Raw genomic sequence first — 22,129 nt, 5'->3', positions numbered from 1 at the left:
CGCAGCCAGCTGGACAGACCGCGAACGGAGTGAGTGGGCTGCCCGAAGGGCGAGCGAAGCGAGTCAATCCCCCCCTCACCGCCATATTTTGAGAAGAGCTCGTACGCAAGTACGGGCTTTTTTTTCACATATTGCACATCTGCGGGGGGATGAGAAACCCCGACCGGGGTTCGACTGCTGGCGCAGCCAGCTGGACAGACCGCGAACGGAGTGAGTGGGCTGCCCGAAGGGCGAGCGAAGCGAGTCAATCCCCCCCCTCACCGCCATATTTTAAGAAGAGCTCGTACGAAAGTACGGGCTTTTTTTTCGCATGTTGCACACCTGCGGGGGGATGAGAAGCCCCGACCGAGGTTCGACTGCTGGCGCAGCCAGCTGGACAGACCGCGAACGGAGTGAGTGGGCTGCCCGAAGGGCGAGCGAAGCGAGTCAATCCCCCCCTCACCCCCATATTTTAAGAAGAGCTCGTACGAAAGTACGGGCTTTTTTTCGCATGTTGCACATCTACGGGGGGATGAGAAGCCCCGACCGGTCATGTACTGGCGTCAAACAACAAAGCCCGGTTTCCCGGGCCTTGAAGACGGAGTACTTATCAGTTGTAAGCGTTGAGCGTCCGCTGACAGAGCGCAGAGCGGACGCAATCGTCTTTATTGAAACGAACAATCCCAACCATCTCATCTTCTTCGAAACGGGCCAGCGCATCGCTAAGCCCTGAGCGAACGTGGGCTGGTAGATCGCACTGGGTCACATCCCCATTCACAATCACCGTCACATTCTCCCCGAGGCGGGTCAAAAACATCTTCATTTGCGCAGCAGTGACGTTCTGAGCCTCGTCAAGAATGACCACTGCATTTTCAAAGGTACGTCCACGCATATAGGCGAACGGCGCGATTTCCACCTTACCAATCTCAGGTCGCAGGCAATATTGCATGAAGGAGGCTCCCAGCCGTTTGACAAGCACGTCATACACGGGGCGAAAATAGGGAGCAAACTTCTCGGAAACATCTCCAGGTAAGAAGCCGAGGTCTTCATCAGCTTGCAGAACTGGACGGGTTACAATGATCCTGTCCACATCTTTATGGATCAGGGCCTCTGCTGCTTTTGCCGCGCTGATCCAGGTTTTACCACACCCGGCTTCACCGGTGGCGAAGATCAGCTGTTTACTCTCGATAGCATTCAGGTAGTGCGCCTGAGCTTCATTCCGCGCCGTGATTGGCGAGGCGTCGCGACTGTCACGCGCCATACCAATCGTTTCTACGCCGCCCATCTGCACAAGCGAGGTGACCGATTCATCTTCACGTTGCTTATGGCTACGCGAATCCCGCCTCAGCACACGTTTTGCTTCACGACGAGCTTTGATCACTGCTTTTTGTCTTCCCATGGATAGCACCTTGAGTTGTAGGTATACATCACACGCGCCGTTGGCGGCACGATTATGCGCACGAACATCTGAGGGTTGGCTTCCTTGTAAGCCATTGCTTGCTTTCGGATAAGACGCCACGCACAGCTACGCGCACCGTACAGGGCGTCAGTTGCGAAGATAAGAAGTGAATGAGAGAGAGATTTAGCGGTGACGAGGAGGCTACCGGAAGAGAAACGTCCGCGTAAGGTACTGCTGTTACTGTGAAAAACGTGTCCAATACAGGACTTTTCCATTCGCGATCTCCATAGTGAATGACAATCACCGCCGGGAACTACCGCTATTACTTATAAGTACATCATAACCTTTCGCTAATGCAACAATATTTTTACTTGTTGTTAACTTAAATTCTATCTTATCACCAGAGACAGTCTCTTGCAGAAAGATGACAGAATTATTTCAGTCGCATACCGATCATAAAAAATAGTTTGTTCCTTCATCAAGATGTCAGGAAAAACCCCGCTGTACTGCGGGGCATAATCATCAGGCTTCAAGCAGAGACTGTCCCAGATAATTATCTGCAGTTTTAACACCCGGCAAAGCAAAGAAATATCCCCCACCAATCGGTTTGACATATTCTTCCAGCGCTTCACCGTTCAGACGTTTCTGCACTGTCAAAAAACCTTTTTCCAGATCGTGTTGATAGCAGACAAACAACAGCCCCATATCCAGTTGACCGGAATTAGTCACACCGAGCGAATAACTGTAGCCACGACGCATCATCAGGCTGGAGTCGGTCTCTTTCGTACGCGGATTTGCGAGACGGATATGGCTGTCGAGCGCAATCACCTCGCCTTCAGGATCGCTGGCATAGTCAGGCACATCATGCTCATGCTGCATACCCAGCGGTGCGCCGGTGTGTTTATCGCGACCAAAAATCGTTTGCTGCTCTTTCAGCGGTGTACGATCCCAGAACTCAACGCGAAACTGAATGAGCCTGACGGCCTGATAGCTTCCGCCTTGCGCCCAGGCAGGCTCGCCCTGCCCGTCCGTAACCCACACCACGTCTTGCATCAACTTCGCATCCGTAGCGTCCGGATTCGCGGTGCCGTCTTTAAAGCCAAGCAAATTGACCGGGGTCTCTTTGCCTTTACTACGTGCGGCGTGGTCGGAAATAAAACCTTCACGTTTCCAGCGCACGCTAAGGAGATCGGGCGTATGTTTAATGATATCGCGCAACGCGTGGATGACGGTGTCCTGGGTGTTGGCACAAATCTGCAGCAGCACATCGCCATGGCACAGCGCCGCATCCAGCGAATCATTCGGGAAACGGGTCATTTTTTGCAGCTTTTTCGGCATCTGCGATTTCAGTCCATAGCGTTCATCAAACAGCGAGGAGCCGACTGACAACGTCATCGTCAGGTTGTCTGGCGCAATGTATGCGCCGAGGATACCTGAATCCATAGGGGGGAGACGCGGATTCGGCGTATCCGGCGCCGGTCCACCGGTGGTCAGAAACGCAAATCGGCTGGTCAGCAACCGGAATAAACGCTCAAGATCGGCCTTATCGCTGGCGAGAACATCGAACGCCACCAGCATCATTGATGCCTGCTGCGGCGTCAGGATCCCCGCCTGATGCTGACCATAAAACGGCTGCGCTTCACTACGTGCATCCGGAGACAACGTGCCCGGCGCGCTTTGTGGTTTTTGCGCGTGGGCAACCGGACACCCACCCGCCAGCGCCAGCGCCCCACCCAGGGCGCCCATCCCTTTCAGTAAACGTCGGCGTGACGGTTCGCTCACGCCGTTTTCATTATCTTGCTGCATAGTGCTTAATCCAGACCCAGAACACCGCGTAATTGCGACAAATCTTCCGCCAGCGTCGTGATTGGCCCTTTCAGTGCATTACGATCGGCATCAGTCAGTTTGTCATAGGTTTCAAAGCCGTCTTTGGTACGGTACTTGCTCAGAATGGTATCGACCTTTTTGAAGTTCGCATCCACCTTCGCAAGCAGTTCAGCATTGGATTTTTGCAACTGAGGACGCAAGAGATCGACAATTTTCTGCGCACCATCGACGTTGGCCTGGAAATCCCACAGATCGGTATGGCTATAGCGATCTTCTTCCCCACTGATTTTGCTGGCAGCAACTTCTTCAATCAGTCCTGCTGCCCCGCCAACAACTTTAGACGGTGGGAAAGCCAGCTCGCTAATACGCGTTTGCAGGTCAAGAACATCGCTGTTTAATTGGTCGGCGTACTTATCCATACCTTTGGTGGAATTGTCACCAAACAGCGCCTTTTCCAGACGATGGAAGCCGGTAAATTTCGGATCGGCGGCTTTTTGTTCGTAATCATCTTCCCGCGCATCAATGCTGCCGTCGAGATCGGAGAACAGTTCAGCAATCGGTTCAATACGCTCGTAGTGCTGACGGGTTGGCGCATACAGGGATTTTGCTTTTTCCAGATCGCCTGCTTTAATCGCATCGGTAAAGGCTTTAGTGCCCGCAACCAACTGTGCGGTTTCGGCTGTCACATAGGCTTTGTATTCGGTAATCGCGCCGCTCAGACTCAGCAGAGCATCGCTTTGCGCGGCATCCGCCATTGCGCTACCTTTTACGATCAGTTTGCCTTTCGGGTTAGTCAACAGACCGCAGGTCATATCATATTCGCCAGGCTGGAGGTTAGCGGTCATTTTCTGGCTAAAGCCTGGTGCAATGTTTTCGCGCTCTTCAACCACCATAACGCCTTTGAGGATCTCCCACTCCAGCGCTTTCTGGCTATGGTTCTGGATGATGAACTGCGTTTTCCCGGCATTAACCGTGATAGTCATCGGTTCACATTGTTTGTCGTTAACCGTGACTTTCACCTGCGGAATATCGGCAGCTTGTGCATTAAAAGCGGAGGCAAACAGCGCGGCGATACCTAGCTGCAGCGCACTACGGCGAAAATTAAACGTCATAACCTATCCCTATAAATAAGTATGTTGTAACTAAAAAGTATTCTGCATCGCGTTTTTATCAAGGTGCGGTACGCGATGCCGTAGTGCCTGAACGCGGCGGTAACGCAAACATAATCAACGCCGGAATCAGGTAGATAAACCAGACAGCGACTTCACTAACGCTTGGCGCTTCCTGATAGCCGAAAATGCCTTCCATCAATGTGCCAAACAGTGAATGCGTCGACAGCACGCTGCTCAGGTCAAACGCCACATCCTGAAAATGATTCCACAACCCGGCTTCGTGGAAAGCGCGGATTGCCCCAGCGGCAAGACCGGCAGCCACCAGCAAAATGAACAGGCTGGTCCATTTAAAGAATGCCCCGAGGTTGAGGCGAATACCGCCGAGGTAAATCAGGTAACCCAGAACCACCGCGGTAGCCAGCCCGAGCATCGCGCCTAACGGCGGCCAGATACCTACATCCTGCTGGAATGCTGCCAGTAGAAAGAACACCGACTCCAGCCCTTCACGGGCAACAGCAAAAAAGACCATCATCACCAGCGCCCAGCCGTGATGGTTGCCGCGTTGCAACGCGTTATCGACAGCCTGTTCAAGCTGGACTTTGACGTTGCGCGAAACTTTACGCATCCAGAACACCATCCAGGTGAGGATCACCACGGCAATGACCGCCACGATGCCTTCAAAAAGCTCCTGTTCCTTTTGCGGAAATTCACCGGTGGTTTCGTTGATGAAAATCCCTAACGCCAGGCATAACGCCGCCGCCAGCAGAACACCAATCCACATCACACCAATCCATCGACCACGCTGAGTCCGTTTCAGGTAGCTGGCAATCAGGCTGACAATCAGCGCGGCCTCTAACCCTTCGCGCAACATAATTAGAAATGGAACAAACATGCGAAGAACCCTTAAACGTTATTCTCAGTCAATTGATGAAAAGAAAAGTAAATTACAGTGATAGTGATTATCATTACAGCAAAGAAAAACTCAAGAAGAATGTTTTGAGAATGATGACTGAATGTAAAAAGCCAGGCGGGTAATGGTTATAGCAGGTTTACAACGGAAGCAATAAAAAAGCCCGCACGCGGCGGGCTTGAAGACTGAGGCAGATTATTCTGCCTGTAAACGCGATGGCGGAGCTGAGTGATAATGCGCATCAGCCTCGGCAAAACGTTGCTGCATAGCAGTTGAAGGCGCTTTACCCAACAGGCTGAAGACCACAATACCGATGCTGCCGAAAACAAAGCCCGGGATGATTTCATACAGACCCAGCCAGGCAAACTGTTTCCAGACGATTACCGTCACCGCACCAATGATCATCCCTGCCAGCGCGCCGTTGCGGGTCATACGCGACCACATTACGGAGAACAGGACTACCGGACCAAACGCAGCGCCGAAGCCCGCCCAGGCGTAACTTACCAGACCAAGTACGCGGTTCTCCGGGTTCGCCGCCAGCGCGATAGACACCAGCGCCACGACCAACACCATGATGCGGCCAATCCACACCAACTCTTTCTGGCTGGCATTTTTACGCAGGAACGCTTTGTACAAATCTTCGGTGATTGCGCTGGAGCACACCAGCAGCTGGCAGCTCAGGGTCGACATAACCGCAGCGAGGATAGCAGACAGCAGAATACCGGCAATCCACGGGTTGAACAGGATTTGCGCCAGTTCAATAAACACACGCTCGGCGTTCTGGTTAACGGCACCGGCAAGCTGTGGGTTGTTGTTAAAGTAAGCAATACCAAAGAAGCCCACGGCCACAGCACCTGCCAGACACAGAATCATCCAGGCCATGCTAATGCGGCGAGCATGAACGATGCTATGGTGGGAATCTGCAGCCATAAAGCGCGCCAGAATATGCGGCTGACCAAAGTAGCCCAGACCCCAGCCCATCAGGGAAATGATGGCAACAAAATTCAGCCCTTTGAACATGTCCACGTTCTCAATGCTCTTTTGTTTAATCACTTCCAGCGAATCGTCGAATCCACCCACGCCAATGACTACCATCACCGGCGTCAGGATCAAAGCAAAGATCATCAGGCTGGCCTGGACGGTATCGGTCCAGCTAACCGCCAGGAAACCACCAATAAAGGTATAAATGATCGTCGCGGCCGCGCCCGCCCACAGTGCTGTTTCGTAGCTCATGCCAAAGGTGCTTTCAAACAGACGAGCCCCTGCCACAATACCGGAAGCACAATAGATGGTGAAAAACAGCAGAATAACCAGCGCGGAGATAATACGCAGAATTCGGCTTTTATCTTCAAAGCGACCGGTAAAGTAATCCGGTAACGTCAGCGCATTGTTATTGTATTCGGTGTGTACGCGTAAACGTCCGGCCACCAGCTTCCAGTTGATCCAGGCGCCCAAAATAAGGCCGATGGCGATCCAGCTTTCTGAAATCCCCGACAGGAAAATCGCGCCAGGCAGACCCATCAGCAACCAGCCGCTCATGTCAGATGCCCCGGCGGATAACGCGGTCACGAATGGACCCAGACTGCGTCCACCCAGAATGTAATCGTCAAAGTTTTTGGTTGAACGCCATGCAATAAACCCTATCAATATCATGCCAAAAATATAGACACAGAATGTCACTAACATCGGTGTGCTAATAGCCATCAAAACTCTCCAAAATTATGTATCAGCAATGCCGTGGCTTGCCGTTTTATTACCCTGCCGGAACGTGGCAAAGATATCTATGTTGACCAGGGCGACCGTATCCTGCCGGAAGCGATGGTTATTCACAATCGATTTAACACACCATTTACATCAAATTTGATCCAGAGTAGATAGCATTTTTCTGTAGGTTGCACTCTCTCACATTTTTTTCGGTTGCACCTTTTAAAAGTGTTAACTACCGCAGAGAAAAAGATTCTGTAATTTTTACAGCCCACATCATAAGACTCACATTTATTAACATTTCATTCATTTCCAAGCTTGCAAACCAAGTCACATTTAACACGGTTGCACAAAGTTGCAACATAGTGGATATTTCTCGGTAACTATCAGACCCGTATTTCAGTACAACAGGAGTAAACGGCATGGGAACCACCACGATGGGGGTTAAACTGGATGACGCCACTCGCGAGCGTATTAAAACAGCAGCATCACGAATCGATCGCACGCCACATTGGCTGATCAAGCAAGCCATCTTTAATTATCTCGAAAGACTGGAAAATGACGACGCGCTTCCTGAACTGCCGGCCCTGCTGGCGGGTGCCGCGAATGAGGGTGAGGAGTCAACCACGCCGCAGAATGAAGCGCATCAGCCTTTCCTGGAATTTGCCGAACAGATCCTGCCGCAGTCAGTTTCCCGCGCAGCAATCACCGCCGCGTACCGCCGAGCCGAAACCGATGCTGTGCCGATGCTGATGGAACAGGCTCGTCTGCCGCAACCCATTGCGGAGCAAGCGCACAAGCTGGCGTACGATCTGGCTGACAAACTGCGTAACCAAAAGACCGCCAGCGGCCGCGCCGGGATGGTACAGGGTTTATTGCAGGAATTCTCACTTTCTTCGCAGGAAGGGGTCGCGCTGATGTGCCTGGCCGAAGCCCTGCTGCGTATTCCAGATAAGGCAACCCGCGATGCGTTAATCCGCGACAAAATCAGCAACGGCAACTGGCAGTCGCACATTGGACGTAGCCCGTCCCTGTTCGTCAACGCGGCGACCTGGGGGCTGTTGTTTACTGGTCGTCTGGTTTCTACGCATAATGAAGCCAGCCTTTCACGCTCACTCAACCGTATTATCGGCAAGAGCGGTGAACCACTGGTGCGTAAAGGCGTCGACATGGCAATGCGCCTGATGGGCGAGCAGTTCGTCACCGGAGAGACTATCGCCGAAGCGCTGGCTAACGCCCGTAAACTGGAAGAAAAAGGTTTCCGCTACTCTTACGACATGCTGGGTGAAGCAGCTCTGACCGCAGCAGATGCCCAGGCTTATATGGTTTCGTACCAACAGGCAATCCACGCCATTGGTAAAGCCTCAAATGGTCGCGGCATCTATGAAGGGCCGGGCATTTCTATCAAGCTGTCAGCGCTGCATCCGCGTTATAGCCGCGCGCAGTATGACCGCGTGATGGATGAACTCTATCCGCGTCTGAAGTCGCTTACTCTGCTGGCCCGCCAGTACGACATCGGTATCAATATCGATGCTGAAGAGGCCGACCGACTGGAGATCTCCCTCGATCTGCTGGAAAAACTGTGCTTTGAACCTGAACTGGCGGGCTGGAACGGTATCGGCTTTGTTATTCAGGCCTACCAGAAGCGCTGCCCGTATGTTATCGACTACCTGATTGACCTCGCCACGCGCAGCCGCCGTCGCCTGATGATCCGTCTGGTTAAGGGCGCCTACTGGGATAGCGAAATCAAACGTGCGCAAATGGACGGTCTGGAAGGTTATCCGGTCTATACCCGTAAGGTCTACACCGACGTTTCCTATCTGGCCTGTGCGAAAAAACTGCTTGCGGTGCCGAATCTGATCTACCCGCAGTTCGCCACCCACAACGCCCATACGCTGGCGGCGATTTATCAGTTGGCCGGTCAAAACTACTATCCGGGTCAGTACGAGTTCCAGTGCCTGCACGGTATGGGCGAACCGCTGTATGAGCAGGTCACCGGTAAAGTTGCCGATGGCAAACTGAACCGTCCATGCCGCATTTATGCACCGGTCGGCACACACGAAACGCTGCTTGCATACCTGGTGCGTCGTCTGCTGGAAAACGGCGCCAACACTTCATTCGTCAACCGCATTGCAGACACTACCCTGCCGCTGGATGAACTGGTCGCCGATCCGGTCGAAGCCGTTGAAAAACTGGCGCAGCAGGAAGGCCAGGCTGGTCTGCCACATCCGAAGATTGCCCTGCCGCGTGACCTGTACGGTAAAGGCCGCGAAAACTCAGGCGGGCTGGATTTAGCGAACGAACATCGTCTGGCCTCACTGTCCTCCGCCCTGCTCAACAGCGCGCTGCAAAAATGGCACGCTAAACCGATGCTCGAACATCCGGTTGCTGACGGTGAAATGACCCCAGTCGTCAACCCGGCCGAACCGAAAGACATTGTCGGTTATGTGCGTGAAGCGACTCACAGCGAAGTGGAACAGGCATTGCAGAACGCGGTAAATAACGCGCCGATCTGGTTCGCCACACCGCCACAAGAGCGCGCCGCTATTTTGCATCGCGCCGCCGTTCTGATGGAAGGCCAGATGCAGCAGTTAATTGGCATTCTGGTGCGCGAAGCGGGCAAAACTTTCAGCAACGCCATTGCGGAAGTGCGCGAAGCGGTAGACTTCCTGCACTATTATGCCGGTCAGGTCCGCGATGACTTCGATAATGAAACCCATCGTCCGTTAGGGCCGGTGGTCTGTATCAGCCCCTGGAACTTCCCGCTGGCCATTTTCACCGGGCAGATTGCCGCTGCGCTAGCGGCGGGCAACAGCGTGTTGGCAAAACCCGCGGAACAAACTCCGCTGATTGCCGCCCAGGGTATTGCCATTTTACTCGAAGCAGGCGTGCCGCCAGGCGTGGTGCAACTGTTGCCTGGCCAGGGTGAAACGGTGGGGGCGCAACTCACTTCCGATGAGCGCGTACGCGGCGTCATGTTTACCGGCTCAACGGAAGTCGCCACGCTGTTGCAACGTAATATCGCGACCCGCCTGGATGCTCAGGGGCGTCCAATCCCGCTTATCGCCGAAACCGGCGGGATGAACGCCATGATCGTCGACTCTTCTGCGTTAACGGAACAGGTCGTGGTCGACGTTCTGGCTTCTGCCTTTGACAGCGCCGGACAGCGCTGCTCCGCGCTTCGCGTCCTGTGTCTGCAGGACGATGTCGCCGACCATACGCTGAAAATGCTGCGTGGCGCAATGGCGGAATGCCGCATGGGTAATCCGGGCCGCCTGACCACCGATATTGGACCAGTAATCGATGAAGAAGCCAAAGCCAATATTGAGCGCCATATTCAGGCCATGCGCGCCAAAGGGCGTCCGGTGTTCCAGGCCGCGCGCGAAAACAGCGACGATGCGCGTGAATGGCAAAGCGGTACCTTTATCGCGCCGACGCTTATCGAGCTGGAAAGCTTCGACGAATTGCAAAAAGAGGTGTTCGGTCCGGTACTGCACGTTGTGCGTTACACCCGCAACAATCTGGGCAGTCTGATTGAGCAAATTAATGCCTCCGGCTACGGCCTGACGCTGGGCGTGCACACCCGTATCGATGAAACCATCGTCCAGGTCACGGGTTCGGCACATGTGGGTAACCTGTACGTTAACCGCAATATGGTCGGCGCCGTCGTCGGAGTGCAGCCATTCGGTGGCGAAGGCTTGTCAGGAACCGGGCCAAAAGCGGGTGGACCTCTGTATCTGTACCGCCTGCTGGCAAACCGTCCGGAAAATGCGTTAGGCGTTACGCTTGCCCGTCAGGATGCCGAATACCCGGTCGATGCACAGCTTAAAACGGCGCTCGTTCAGCCGCTGGAAGCGCTTAGCGAATGGGCAACCGATCGTCCAGCACTGCGTGCGCTCTGCCAACAGTTTGGTGAACTGGCGCAGGCCGGAACGCAACGCCTGCTGCCAGGACCCACCGGCGAGCGCAATACCTGGACGCTGTTGCCGCGCGAACGCGTGCTGTGTATCGCCGATGATGAACAGGATGCGCTGGTACAGGTTGCCGCTGTAACTTCCGTTGGTAGCTTAATTCTGTGGCCGGATGATACATTCCATCGCGACCTGGCAAAACGTCTGCCAGCAGTAGTTTCCGGGCGCATCCAGTTTGCCAAAGCGGACAACATCACTGCGCAGCCGTTTGATGCGGTTATTTTCCACGGTGATTCCGATCAGCTTCGCGCACTGTGTGAAGCGGTGGCGGCCCGCGAAGGGGCGATTGTGTCGGTCCAGGGCTTTGCCCGCGGCGAAAGCAATATCCTGCTGGAAAGGTTGTATATTGAGCGCTCCCTGAGCGTCAATACCGCCGCTGCTGGGGGGAACGCCAGCCTGATGACAATCGGCTAAGGTTGTGGTTAATTAAGGCTCCGGTAACGGGGCCTTTTTTTATGAAGCCAGAGGGAAGCATGAAACGAATCGTACTGACATGTGCAGCGCTGCTGCTTAGCGGCCAGGCGCTGGCGGATGACTGCGCCAACGCGAACACGCAGATTGAGATGAACACCTGTGCGGCAGAGCAGTATAAGGCGGCCGACGCCAAACTTAATGAAACTTATCAGAATGCGCTGAAGCGCGCCGCCCCAACCCAGCGCGATTTACTGAAAAAAGCGCAAATATCCTGGATAACTTTGCGCGATGCTGACTGTGCGTTAATCAGTTCTGGCACTGAAGGCGGTAGCGTTCAGGCGATGATTTCCAGCCAGTGCCTGACGGATAAGACCAACGAGCGCGAAGCGTTTCTCGCCTCACTTTTGCAGTGTGAAGAAGGCGATTTAAGCTGCCCGTTGCCGCCGGCCAGTTAACGCACGCGGATCCCTTCAATAATCATCCGCTGTACGCTCTCCACCGTTTGGTTAAAAAAGGCTTCATCACGCAGCGTTGCGCCCGTCACCGCCTCTACCTGTGGGGCAAAATCGGCGTAGTGCTGAGTTGAAGCCCAAATCATAAAAATCAGATGATGCGGATCGACCGGAGCCAGTTTTCCGCTTTTGATCCAACCGGCAATCAGCGCGGATTTCTCATCAATTAGCGTTTTGAGATCCCCTTCCAGTTCTGCCATCAATAAAGGCGCTCCGGCCAGCATCTCCATACAAAACAGCCGTGAGGCCTGAGGGTAATCGCGCGACACTTCCAGCTTAAGGCGAATGTATTCTTTAATGGCCACCAGCGGTGCAAAGTCTTCGCGAAAAGCTTTCAATGGTGCCAGCCAGATGTCGAGGATCTGCCGTAAAACGGCGATATAAAGCACCTCTTTTGACGGGTAGTAATAAAGTAGATTAGTTTTTGAAACGCCCGCCTGCTCTGCCACCTGCTCCAGGCGCGTGCCGTGGATCCCATATTGGGAGAAGATATTTAATGCCGCGGTTAAGATGGCCTGGCGTTTTGCACTGACGGCCTGCGAGCGCTTACCTGTTTTTTTCTCTGCGCGTTGGACCATGCGCCCTCTCCTTCTTGTGAGGGCGTCAGCATACCAAATCACGCGGTGAATGGTTAAATTAAAGCGATTCCGGCGGCGCCTCTTGTCCAAGCGCTTTTTTCTTTTTGAACTTCAGCTCGCTGACCAGTACGCCAACAATAATGAATGCCGCACCAAGCAATGCAAGTAGCGGTAAGCGTTCACCCGCCAGACGGCCAAAGATCCCCGCCCACACCGGTTCACCGGTATAAATAACCGTCGCGCGCGTCGGCGAAACGCTGCGCTGCGCCCAGTTCATGGTGACCTGAATAATCGCGCTAAAAATCCCCAGCCCCAGCGCCACCACCAGCAATCCAGTAGACATTGGTGGTACGGTCTCTCCGGCCGGTTCCATCGCCATAAACGCCACTATCGAAGCGGTTGCCAGTTGCACTACCGTTACCCGACGTACATCCACTTTTCCCGCCCACGCGCTAATCAGGATAATTTCTGCCGCAATCGCCACCGCACCGGCGAGCGTGATCCACTCGCCTTCGCCTAAAGCCAGTAAATTGCCTCCCGGTCCGGCAAGAAATATCAATCCGATAAAGGCCAGCACAATGCCGACGCACGGCATCAGACCTGGCATGCGTCCCAGACACAACCATTGTAAAAGCGGCACCAACGGTACGTACATCGCGGTAATAAACGCCGATTTACTGCTGGGAATAAACTGTAACCCCCAGGTTTGCAGACTATAGCCCAGCGCAATTGCGATACCGATTGCAACCCCTGCTTTAACTTCCAGCCACGTCAGCTTATGCAGTGTGTGTAGCGACAAAAGCGCGACCGCCAGCGCGGCAGTGGCAAAACGCACACCGACAAAGAAAAAAGGGCCGCTCAGGGTAACGGCATATTGCACCGCCAAAAACGTGCCACCCCAGAACATGGTGATCACAATGAGGATCGCTTCCTGAGGTTTAACAGAGAAGGAATAACGAGAAAGTAATGACATGAGACACCCGATTAACTGAATGTCATTAGTCTGCGTTGCGTTTTGTTACAGTTCAACCTTGCAGACAAAAAAAACCGCCGGAAAGACCCGGCGGCGGTGGCTACGTAACGTCTGTCTCTGACTCTCAGCCGTCACGACATATCTGACAGATAGCCCGACAATTACGATTTGTTGTTGCCGTGACTATTTTTGCCCCCTTTTTTGCCTGCCTCTGAAGCGCGTTGCGGGTCATTCTTGAAGTTGCCCCCGCTGTGCTGGCCACCTTTTCGACCTGCTTCTGATGCTCTTTCGCGGTCTTCCGCAAAGTTGCCGGAACCGCCCCGATGGTTTGCCATTACTGACCTCCGTCATTGATTAGACATCATATTGCATAGGTACTGAGGAGTGATACCTCACGCAGCGTTACGGGCGAGGCCCTGAAAATAACTGCGTGGGAATAAGCATAGTGAAGTGTGGCCAGGGCAGACGCTAACTGTAATATCCTGCAACAGGATCAGGAGTGACAAATAAATAATCACCATAAGAAATCAATAAGTCTTTCTTATGACTACCGAATTCTATCCGGTTAAATATGTATCATTTTGCTACAAAGAAGGTTGTTATAAAAATTGTTATAAATCAAAGAAGTGATTGTGAAATTTGCACTCCTGACAGTACGTCATATCTTTAAAGGTAGGTAGCGAATCGCTACGGACACGGTTAACTCGAGGAGTAGTGTAAAATGGCAAAAGTTCTGGTGCTTTATTATTCCATGTACGGACACATTGAAACTATGGCCCACGCAGTCGCAGAAGGCGCAAATAAGGTAGATGGCGCGGAAGTGATTATTAAGCGTGTACCAGAGACCATGCAGCCCGAGATTTTCCTTAAGGCTGGCGGCAAAACACAAAATGCACCAGTCGCAACCCCACAAGAACTGGCTGATTACGACGCCATCATTTTTGGTACTCCCACGCGCTTTGGCAATATGTCCGGTCAGATGCGTACCTTCCTCGACCAGACTGGCGGGCTGTGGGCCTCTGGCGGCCTGTACGGCAAACTCGCCAGCGTATTCAGCTCAACGGGAACCGGCGGCGGTCAGGAACAAACCATTACATCAACCTGGACTACGCTTGCCCACCATGGGATGGTGATTGTACCTATCGGTTACGCGGCGCAAGAGCTGTTTGATGTCTCTCAAGTTCGCGGCGGTACCCCTTACGGTGCAACCACCATTGCCGGAGGCGACGGCTCCCGCCAGCCAAGTCAGGAAGAGTTATCTATCGCCCGCTATCAGGGTGAATATGTCGCAGGTCTGGCAGTAAAACTCAACGGCTAATCTTCAACAGGAGGATTCGAATGCCAACTCAAGAAGCGAAAGCCCATCGCGTCGGCGAATGGGCAAGTCTGCGCAATACATCGCCGGAAATAGCCGAAGCCATTTTTGAAGTCGCACATTATGACGAGAAACTGGCGGAAAAAATTTGGGAAGAAGGTAGCGATGAGGTACTCATCAAAGCCTTTGAAAAAACAGACAAAGATTCGCTCTTTTGGGGTGAACAGACTATCGAACGCAAAAACGTCTAGCGCGCTGACTCCCCCGCGAACACGGGGGAGTTTTCTTTTACTTAGCCGCCTCATTCAGCACGCTATCGAACTTATCTATCGGGCAAAAACCATCCGCATCTATCGGACATCCTTTCAGCTCCAGCGTTACGCGCTGCGCCGGGGATTTCAGCGTCAGAACGTCTGCATTACGCAACTGCTGCGAGCTCTGATACACATACTCGATTTTCATCAGATCACGATTTGCATTGCTGTCATGCCAGCGCTGGAAGACAATCTTCCCGCCAATCGGCGTACGCTCGTTCTGATCGTGAAGCTGGTACGGTTTAAAATCCAGCGCGGTGAGCAGCGAAGCGATATTTGAATCATGCCCCACCAGCACGGTTATTTTCGGTGCTTTCGCACGTTCAGTAACCAGCGCATTATCAATATATTTCACCAGTGGTTTGGCGACGTTCTGCGCCACTTCCGGGGAGGTGAACAGGCTATCCTGATAGCCGTTTTTCAGCTTCGACAGAACCTTCCACTGCTGATCGGATTTAATCTCGCCCCAGGCAACTTTTTCCATCGGGAAGCCTTCGTAATATTGCAGCGTGAAGGCATCAACCAGCGAATTCCCCACCTTCAGCGGCCCCGAAACGCCTGGCTCCTGCCGGTACTTCGCGCTAAACGTATCTTTGGCATCGGTCAGGGAACACTGCTGTTTTTCTTTGCAGGACGGAGAGTCTTTGTAGTCGGTCATTTGCTCAAGCAACTGATAGCTATCGTTGAGCTGCATTTTGCTGCGCTCTTTCTCCATGGCCTGAACGGCCTGCTGGCTGAAGGCGGCGGAATCATCGGTGATCACCGGGTTAAAGGTGGGATCCATGGTGCCCATTTTTTCCTGATGATGGACCGGAACATCGCAACCAGGGAAAGCACCGGTAACAAAGAACTGCGCCGTGGCGACCGTACGCTGCAGGCTGTTAGCATAGGTATAGACCGTGTTCGGTGCCGGGCATTCGCCCGATTTCACCATCCCCTGCTCTGCCAGCCACTCTCGCATGTAGTGGCCCATATAGATTTCCAGCACACCGCCTTTAGTAGTGAGTTGTCCGCCGGGGACATCCCATTCTGGCCATTGTTTGGGGGTGGACTGCTCAAGAACGCTGCCATTATTGGCTAAAGGTGCGCGTAAGTTATGCCGACTCATCATCAATACTTGCTGAAGCTGATAGCCTTCCGGCGCGGTCTGCGCCTGCGCGGCGGTTGACAATAAGACAGCCCCTGCCACGGCTGTGGCGATTAACGATTTATTCATCCCTACGACCTCTTGTTGTTATCAATCACAACAGAGTGTGACAGAAATATGACATATTTCCGGGAACGCTTTCGCAAAACAGACCATCTAGCGTGTCGTTTTAACACCAAACTCGGTTTCGAGTTTACGAATGCCAAGAGGTGTGAAGATGACATGACGGCTGCCCTGTTCGGTTTTTATCCATCGCTGTTCACTGAACCAGCGCAGCAGCGTTGCGCCAAGCACACCACCAGGATGATAACGTCGTTCGCTCCAGTCCAGACAACCACAGGTTAACTTCCGCCGGGATGAGCCAGCCGCCAGGACAATCCCCATCTGCGCCAGCTTTTCCTGGCCAAGAGGAGTCAGCGTTTCACCATCCGGCGTTAACCACTGACGGGAAACCAGCGTATCGAACAACCTCACTGCGACCTCTCCGGCGAGATGGTCGTAGCAGGTGCGGGCATGCCGCAAACCTGGCGGTGTAGTGATTCTGCGGGGCGTTGATGTCGCCCACGCAACGCCCATCAGGCGTTCCAGCAGTTCAGCGATATCGGAACCTGCAAGGCGAAAATAACGATGTCTGCCCTGCGCCAACGCGACAACAAAACGTTGTTCGCACAGACGCGCCAGATGCGCGCTGGCGGTCGACGCGGATATATCCGCCACCGCGCTGAGCTCAGTTGCAGTCCAGGCGCAGCCATCCATTAGGGCGCACAACATACGTGAGCGCGATTTATCGGCCATCACTGCCGCAGTGAGTGCCATTTTCGACTCCAGATCGCCCTCTTCTTCATGTAACATCACGGATGCCATAACGACCTCATTGGCCCTGAATCTCTGAATTAACGATGCCATGAAAGTCGCGCAAAGTCACCGCACCGGTCACACAGCACGCAGCATCATCTCTGTACCCAACCCGACCAGACAAAACAGAAAACAGCGTTTAAACACGAGCGGAGAAATAACCCTTCGCACACGGGTACCTATCCATTGGCCAATCAGCGCAGGAACAATGGCCAAAGCCGACAAACTTAACGATTGTATGGGCAGCGCGTTGTGCCACCACAGACCCAGCGCCAATGCCAGGGTCGAAAAGGTAAAAGAGATCCCGAGCGCCTGCACCAGTTCATCTTTCTCAAAGCCGAGGGACTGGATCCAGGGCACGGCGGGCATCACAAACACCCCGGTTCCGCCGGTCAATAAGCCGGTCACAAATCCAATAACGAGGGAGTACGGTTTTTCACGCTGCGGGGCCACCGCGATTTTCTTTCCCGCCAGCGTCCAGATAGCGTAGGCCACCAGCGCTACGCCGAGTGCAAACTGAGTTCGGGTGGTGTCACCACCGGTAATCCAGGCGCTGGCAAGCAGTGTCGCCACCACTACTGCCAGCAGCATTGGCCACAGCCGTTTGAGTAATTGGCGTGTATTTCCACCACCGCCAAACTGGAACAAATTGCTTATCAGCGAAGGCAATAACAGCATGGCCGCCGCGGCAACTGGCGAAATAAGCGATCCGAGGATCCCCATAGCCACGGTAGGTAACCCCATACCCGTAACGCCTTTCACCATCCCGGCGAGGACAAATGTGGCGGCAATCATCACCACCAGGGCGGGTCCAAACGCTAAAGAACTCGTCATGTTGCACTTTCCTGGAAAAGAGAAGATGACTGATTCTGGACGTTAATCACTGTGTTTGCTTCGTCAGGCAACGAAATATGCCTTCCTGGGGAGGGCGACGCCATAAAAAATGCCGGGTTTCCCCGGCACATTTATCAGAACGTTTTCGCCCACCACAACCGAAGTTTCATGCCCCAGTAGCTGGTCCAGCCGCTGGTGGTTGATACTACCCGACCTTGTGACATCACCACCAGCGTGGGCGTGACGCTGATTGCCCAACTGCGGGAAATGGCCCCGTTCGCATCATTGATGACCGGAAAGTCCACGCCTTTACGCGACAGCCAGCGAGATACCTCAGCTTCATTTCCGGAACGTAACGCAATGGTCATCACATTTTCCCCTTCCGAACGCAGCCTGGCGACTTCCGGCGTCGTGAAGCGGCATACGCCGCACCAGCTCGCCCAGAAATAAAGCAACACCGGCTCGTCTTTGCTGAGCGCCGCCAGCGTGACGGTTTCACCATCCAGTGTTTGTAAAGGCGTGCTGTCAAAGGAGGCAGGGAGCTGCGGCGCGCGCCAGGCATCCATCAGCAGCATTGCCCCCGCCAACAGCGCCAGTAAGATCAGCCCTTCGCGCAACCAGCGGCGCAGTTTACTGAGCATTGGCCGCCGCCAGTTTTTCTTTTACCACTTCCTCAAGGGTTTCCCACGGTACCGCGCCGGGAATAAGTTCATCACCAATAATCGTTGCGGGGGTTCCCTGCACCCCCACCAGTCGCGCCAGTTGCAGGTTAGTGCTCAGCGTTTCAGCACTTTGGGCGTCCAGCGTCACCGGACTGGCCCCCGCTTTTTCCTGCGCCTGTTTGATACTGACGTCGGTATGATAGCCCTTCTTCTGCATCAATTTTTCATGTAATGCCAGGGACTGTTGCGGATGCTCATGCCATGTCGTCAGCACGGTCCGCGCCGCCAGTTCCGAACTTTCACCTTTAAACGGCAGCGGTTTAATCACCACCGCCACGTCAGGATATTTCTGCACAATTTTTTCCAGCATTGGATCCAACTGCTTGCAGTATGGGCAGTTGTAATCGGTGAAGTTTATCAGGGTCAGTTTCGCCTGCTTCGCGCCAATCCGCGGGCTGTTAGGATCGTTAAACAAGGCTTCCTGAATTAATGCTTCAATTTGCTTTTCCTGTTCCGGGGTAAACGGCGCAGGCTCTTTCGCGATACTGACGGCAGAAAACAGGGTTAACAGCAGAACAATCATCATTTTCATGGGGTTACTCCTTTGGCATCATTCAACGTTTGCAATACCGCATCGCGGGTTAACAACGTGGGTAACGCCTGGCCATCCGGCAGACCGGGGCCATAAATTTGGTTATACGGCACAGCAACCTGGCCGCGTTTTTTTAGAAATTCGGTAATAGCTTCAGAAGGGAGTGTCCAGTCGCCGCGCAGCGCCACCACATCCGGCTGTTGCAATGCGGCCTGTACGTCTTCTTTATGCAACACGTTGTATTTGTTTACCTTACAGGTGATGCACCAGTCGGCTGTGACGTCAATGAACACGCGCTTATGTTGCGCCAGCGCATCCTCAATCGCCTGCTCGCTTAGCGGTTGCCAGTTCACGCTTTCTTTAGCGCTACTTTGTCCGCTAAACCCTAAGTGTGGGAGCAGCAACGTCGCAAGCCAGATAGCCGAACCCAGCATCATCACGCCAAGCAGACGTCGCAAAATATTCATCCACCGCCCTGGCCGCGGCAAACGCAGCGCCAGACCGGGACGCAGGGCCACCAGCAGCCACGGTAAGCTCATCCCCAGCCCAAGTGCGATAAACAATCCCCACAACGTCGGCAGCGAAGCGGTCAATGCTACCGCCACCGCCGTTCCCAGAAACGGGGCACTGCACGGCGTGGCAAGCAGTGTCGCAAATGCACCTTGCCAGAAATGTCCCGACAGTCCGTTGCCGCCGTGAGTCGCCAGCGTGGTGGTCATCGCAGAAGGGAGTCGGAATTCAAACCACCCGAACAGGCTGGCGCTGAACGTCAGCATCACTAGCACCATGACACCAATGAACCACGGATTCTGAAACTGGATCCCCCAGCCAAGGGCCTGATTGGTTAAACGCAGCACCGTCATCAATAGCGCCAGAGCCATAAACGAGACCAGTATTCCGGCTACCGATGCGAGGAACTGACGACGGATCTGGCGACGACTTTTTTCCTCGACCAGCAAAATAGAGCCCAGCTTCATGCCCAGAACCGGTAACACACAAGGCATCAGATTGAGGATCAAACCACCCAGCAGTGCCATGAGCACCACTTGCCACAGTGGGAGTGAGGCGTTCTCAACAACCGGGGCTTCGCCAATCGCAAGACGACTCTCCTGGGCAACACCGTTATCGGCCAGCACCAGCGTGACTGACTTACCACGCAGATCCGGCGCGCCTTCTCCCCAACCGTCATGTACAGGTACCGTAGCGCGTAACGTCTCCCCCGCAACATGAATTTGCGGCATGCCAAAATCCGCATCATCAACAGCATCCAGATACAGCCCTGGTTCAGTCCAGCCTCCCGCACGGCGAGCCTCGACGACTAACTCTCCCGCCCGTGCGCCAGCGCTCAGAGCATCGGTCAGGCCGCTGGCAAGTGGGATCTGTCCCATCGCCTGAGCATAGTCATGTGCAAAAGTCGGGTCCTGGGCTGTGGGCGTCACGGAAAAAGGAAAATCCGTCAACAGGCAAACGTTGCTACAGGTGGATAGCGTCAAAACGCCGCTAAGCGTGGCGGGCGCTCTACCGCGCACCACCATCGGGAACGTCACCTTATCGTGATACCCTTGGGTAGTGATATTGGCGACCTCAAAACGAGCAGGGGTCGGCCAGAACCAGTCGACCGCGGGCATTTCCCCTTTCCAGGCGATAGCAGGCGCAACGCCCCCCTCGCCTGGAGAACGCCAGTAGGTTTTCCAGCCGTCCTCCAGTTTGACATCCAGCAGCAGACGGGTTTCACCGCCAGCGGACGTATCAGCGCGTAACCGCACGCTGGCGTGATCGTTATCGGGTGAACGCAGCCAGCCGGGTTCAGCCGCCCAGGATACGGGCAGCCATAGCAATAACAGACAGAGCAGTGCCTGCCTGAAAACAGTCATCATAGTTTTTCTCCGTGAATAATTATCTAACAGTCAGCAACGGCTGTTCTGTCATTCACGGAAGACGCAAAATCGGAGATGCACCCGGAGAGTGGGCGGCGAGATGGCTCGCGGTGGGAAAAAAGGTAGACGAAACGCCCGCACTGGCGCCAGCAACGACAGCAGCAGGCACAGCACCAGAATAGCACCTTCAAACAGTACTGGTGGCGCAGCCAGTAATGATTTCGCACTCAGTTCACAAGGGGTAACGGGTGAGGCCTCATCGGTCTGCACTTGTGCGCTGGCGACAACGCTTGTAACGGCGGTGTCCATCTGCAACGCGTGCAGGCCCGCCATGCGTTGTGCGGTGCAAACCATCACCACAACACATGCCAGACAGAGGAACCACCATCCCATCCGTTGACGTTTCGCCATTATACCCTCACTCATTGATGCGAGTTATCTTAACCACTCGCCAGGTTTTGGCAACCTTTACGCTGTAAAGTTATGTCCTGCCATCTGCTGGATATACCGCGATTTCAATCAGATTGAGATCGGGATCCCTGACATACACCGAGCGAATAGGTCCTGTCGCTCCGGTACGTGCAACGGGCCCTTCAATAATCTCGACCCCGTGGGTTTGAAACGTCTCCATCACCTCTTCCAGCGTACGCGTGGTGATAAAACATAAATCCAGCGCCCCCGGCGTTGGCGCGTAGGCTTTGGGTTCAAACTCTTTTCCCCGAATGTGGAGATTGATTTTCTGATTGCCAAAGACGAAGGCTTTCCGACCTTGCGCGAAGGTTTCCAGCCTCATGCCTAAAAGCTCGACATAGAAACGAACGCAAGCCTCTTCATGATTGGTGGTTAGTACCAGGTGATCCAGGTGGTCAATCATAGCGATATCCATTTGGGTTGCTCATCTCTGACACTTACCCTATACATTCACGCGCGACAAGAAAAAGAAAATCTACGGAGTTATTTGCAGAACTTAACGCAACAACCTGTAATTTACGCTTTAAAAACGAAATGATAATTAATCATATTCCCGTCTTTATTTATTACACTATAACATTGCTAAAAACACCCATGAAAATATCACCCAAGTTATCATTCACTATTTACGAAGAATGCCGAAAGATATTTCCATGTCAGCACACAGATAATGCCCACCACGT

General features: G+C 53.7%; 21 protein-coding genes, 1 tRNA gene and 2 other RNA genes (1 of these 24 only partly in view). 7 read left to right on the top strand and 17 right to left on the bottom strand.

Translation table 11 applies throughout. The annotated features are described in order from the left end of the window. From OGY67_RS20365 to OGY67_RS20355, 3 genes are all read left to right on the top strand, one after another. Positions 1–84, top strand: a tRNA-Ser gene (locus OGY67_RS20365) (it extends 123 nt beyond the left edge of the window). A gap of 44 nt (positions 85–128) precedes the next feature. Then, positions 129–266, top strand: a non-coding RNA gene (locus OGY67_RS20360) — RtT sRNA. A gap of 44 nt (positions 267–310) precedes the next feature. Next, positions 311–447: non-coding RNA, RtT sRNA (locus OGY67_RS20355), on the top strand. Between the two features lie 142 nt (positions 448–589). Here OGY67_RS20355 and phoH read toward each other — a convergent pair. The 6 genes from phoH to putP all read right to left on the bottom strand — a co-directional run bounded on the left by phoH (position 590) and on the right by putP (position 6,931). Beyond that, entirely contained in the window at positions 590–1,378 is a 789-nt protein-coding gene (gene phoH / locus OGY67_RS20350) for a phosphate starvation-inducible protein PhoH (protein WP_032942942.1), read from the bottom strand. Beyond that, a complete protein-coding gene (locus OGY67_RS20345; protein ID WP_172111178.1) occupies positions 1,357–1,653 on the bottom strand; it encodes a hypothetical protein in 297 nt (98 codons plus the stop codon). The genes phoH and OGY67_RS20345 overlap by 22 nt, the downstream gene beginning before the upstream one ends. A 247-nt stretch (positions 1,654–1,900) precedes the next feature. Further along, positions 1,901–3,184, bottom strand: a complete 1,284-nt coding sequence (gene efeB, locus OGY67_RS20340; RefSeq protein ID WP_008784328.1) for an iron uptake transporter deferrochelatase/peroxidase subunit — start codon at positions 3,182–3,184, stop codon at positions 1,901–1,903. A gap of 5 nt (positions 3,185–3,189) precedes the next feature. Continuing rightward, a complete protein-coding gene (efeO, locus tag OGY67_RS20335) occupies positions 3,190–4,317 on the bottom strand; it encodes an iron uptake system protein EfeO (protein ID WP_286574440.1) in 1,128 nt (375 codons plus the stop codon). A 58-nt stretch (positions 4,318–4,375) separates the two neighbouring features. Next, positions 4,376–5,209: an iron uptake transporter permease EfeU gene (gene efeU / locus OGY67_RS20330; RefSeq protein WP_003036041.1), complete on the bottom strand. Its 834-nt coding sequence runs from the start codon at positions 5,207–5,209 to the stop codon at positions 4,376–4,378. Positions 5,210–5,422: 213 nt separating this feature from the next. Then, complete coding sequence (gene putP, locus OGY67_RS20325) at positions 5,423–6,931, bottom strand: sodium/proline symporter PutP (RefSeq protein WP_032942939.1); 1,509 nt, start codon at positions 6,929–6,931, stop codon at positions 5,423–5,425. A gap of 422 nt (positions 6,932–7,353) precedes the next feature. Here putP and putA point away from each other — a divergent pair, with 422 nt between their 5' ends. Both putA and OGY67_RS20315 read left to right on the top strand, forming a co-directional pair. Further along, on the top strand, positions 7,354–11,316 hold the full coding sequence (gene putA, locus OGY67_RS20320; RefSeq protein ID WP_286574439.1) for a trifunctional transcriptional regulator/proline dehydrogenase/L-glutamate gamma-semialdehyde dehydrogenase: 3,963 nt from the start codon (positions 7,354–7,356) through the stop codon (positions 11,314–11,316). Between the two features lie 59 nt (positions 11,317–11,375). After that, the gene (locus tag OGY67_RS20315; protein ID WP_032936250.1) at positions 11,376–11,771 is read left to right on the top strand and encodes a lysozyme inhibitor LprI family protein; all 396 of its coding nucleotides are present in this window, start codon (positions 11,376–11,378) and stop codon (positions 11,769–11,771) included. Here OGY67_RS20315 and rutR read toward each other — a convergent pair. The 3 genes from rutR to OGY67_RS20300 form a co-directional block, all read right to left on the bottom strand. Beyond that, positions 11,768–12,406 carry an HTH-type transcriptional regulator RutR gene (rutR, locus tag OGY67_RS20310; RefSeq protein WP_003036026.1) on the bottom strand — a complete coding sequence of 213 codons (639 nt, stop codon included), beginning with the start codon at positions 12,404–12,406 and terminating at the stop codon, positions 11,768–11,770. The two genes, OGY67_RS20315 and rutR, sit on opposite strands and share 4 nt — an antisense overlap. 58 nt (positions 12,407–12,464) lie before the next feature. Continuing rightward, positions 12,465–13,379, bottom strand: a complete 915-nt coding sequence (locus OGY67_RS20305) for a DMT family transporter (RefSeq protein WP_286574438.1) — start codon at positions 13,377–13,379, stop codon at positions 12,465–12,467. A gap of 161 nt (positions 13,380–13,540) precedes the next feature. After that, on the bottom strand, positions 13,541–13,714 hold the full coding sequence (locus OGY67_RS20300; RefSeq protein ID WP_003036022.1) for a con-10 family general stress protein: 174 nt from the start codon (positions 13,712–13,714) through the stop codon (positions 13,541–13,543). Positions 13,715–14,100: 386 nt separating this feature from the next. Between OGY67_RS20300 and wrbA the strand changes: the two genes are divergently transcribed. After that, positions 14,101–14,697 carry an NAD(P)H:quinone oxidoreductase gene (gene wrbA, locus OGY67_RS20295; protein WP_003832057.1) on the top strand — a complete coding sequence of 199 codons (597 nt, stop codon included), beginning with the start codon at positions 14,101–14,103 and terminating at the stop codon, positions 14,695–14,697. A gap of 20 nt (positions 14,698–14,717) precedes the next feature. Then, a complete protein-coding gene (locus tag OGY67_RS20290; RefSeq protein ID WP_003036015.1) occupies positions 14,718–14,945 on the top strand; it encodes a YccJ family protein in 228 nt (75 codons plus the stop codon). Between the two features lie 37 nt (positions 14,946–14,982). On the opposite strand, the gene agp is transcribed toward OGY67_RS20290, so the two are convergent. The 8 genes from agp to OGY67_RS20250 form a co-directional block, all read right to left on the bottom strand. After that, positions 14,983–16,224, bottom strand: a complete 1,242-nt coding sequence (agp, locus tag OGY67_RS20285) for a bifunctional glucose-1-phosphatase/inositol phosphatase (protein ID WP_125363223.1) — start codon at positions 16,222–16,224, stop codon at positions 14,983–14,985. A gap of 87 nt (positions 16,225–16,311) precedes the next feature. Further along, positions 16,312–17,019 (bottom strand): ArsR/SmtB family transcription factor, encoded by a 708-nt coding sequence (locus OGY67_RS20280; RefSeq protein ID WP_071444950.1) that lies wholly within the window; start codon positions 17,017–17,019, stop codon positions 16,312–16,314. A gap of 69 nt (positions 17,020–17,088) precedes the next feature. After that, positions 17,089–17,844, bottom strand: a complete 756-nt coding sequence (locus OGY67_RS20275) for a sulfite exporter TauE/SafE family protein (RefSeq protein ID WP_191238641.1) — start codon at positions 17,842–17,844, stop codon at positions 17,089–17,091. A 134-nt stretch (positions 17,845–17,978) separates the two neighbouring features. Then, positions 17,979–18,485, bottom strand: coding sequence for a protein disulfide oxidoreductase (locus OGY67_RS20270; protein WP_048214488.1), 507 nt, complete (start codon positions 18,483–18,485; stop codon positions 17,979–17,981). Next, a complete protein-coding gene (locus OGY67_RS20265) occupies positions 18,475–19,098 on the bottom strand; it encodes a DsbA family protein (RefSeq protein WP_008784317.1) in 624 nt (207 codons plus the stop codon). The genes OGY67_RS20270 and OGY67_RS20265 overlap by 11 nt, the downstream gene beginning before the upstream one ends. After that, positions 19,095–20,975: a cytochrome c biogenesis protein CcdA gene (locus tag OGY67_RS20260; RefSeq protein WP_284105716.1), complete on the bottom strand. Its 1,881-nt coding sequence runs from the start codon at positions 20,973–20,975 to the stop codon at positions 19,095–19,097. The genes OGY67_RS20265 and OGY67_RS20260 overlap by 4 nt, the downstream gene beginning before the upstream one ends. A gap of 48 nt (positions 20,976–21,023) precedes the next feature. Continuing rightward, positions 21,024–21,386 (bottom strand): hypothetical protein, encoded by a 363-nt coding sequence (locus OGY67_RS20255; RefSeq protein WP_008784315.1) that lies wholly within the window; start codon positions 21,384–21,386, stop codon positions 21,024–21,026. Between the two features lie 70 nt (positions 21,387–21,456). Then, positions 21,457–21,861 carry a VOC family protein gene (locus tag OGY67_RS20250; protein WP_079934909.1) on the bottom strand — a complete coding sequence of 135 codons (405 nt, stop codon included), beginning with the start codon at positions 21,859–21,861 and terminating at the stop codon, positions 21,457–21,459. Positions 21,862–22,129: the final 268 nt, after the last annotated feature.

It is taken from the genome of Citrobacter sp. Cpo015 (genome assembly GCF_030333035.1).
Taxonomy (GTDB): Bacteria; Pseudomonadota; Gammaproteobacteria; order Enterobacterales; family Enterobacteriaceae; genus Citrobacter; species Citrobacter portucalensis.
This window is presented reverse-complemented; position numbering and strand designations above follow the sequence as displayed.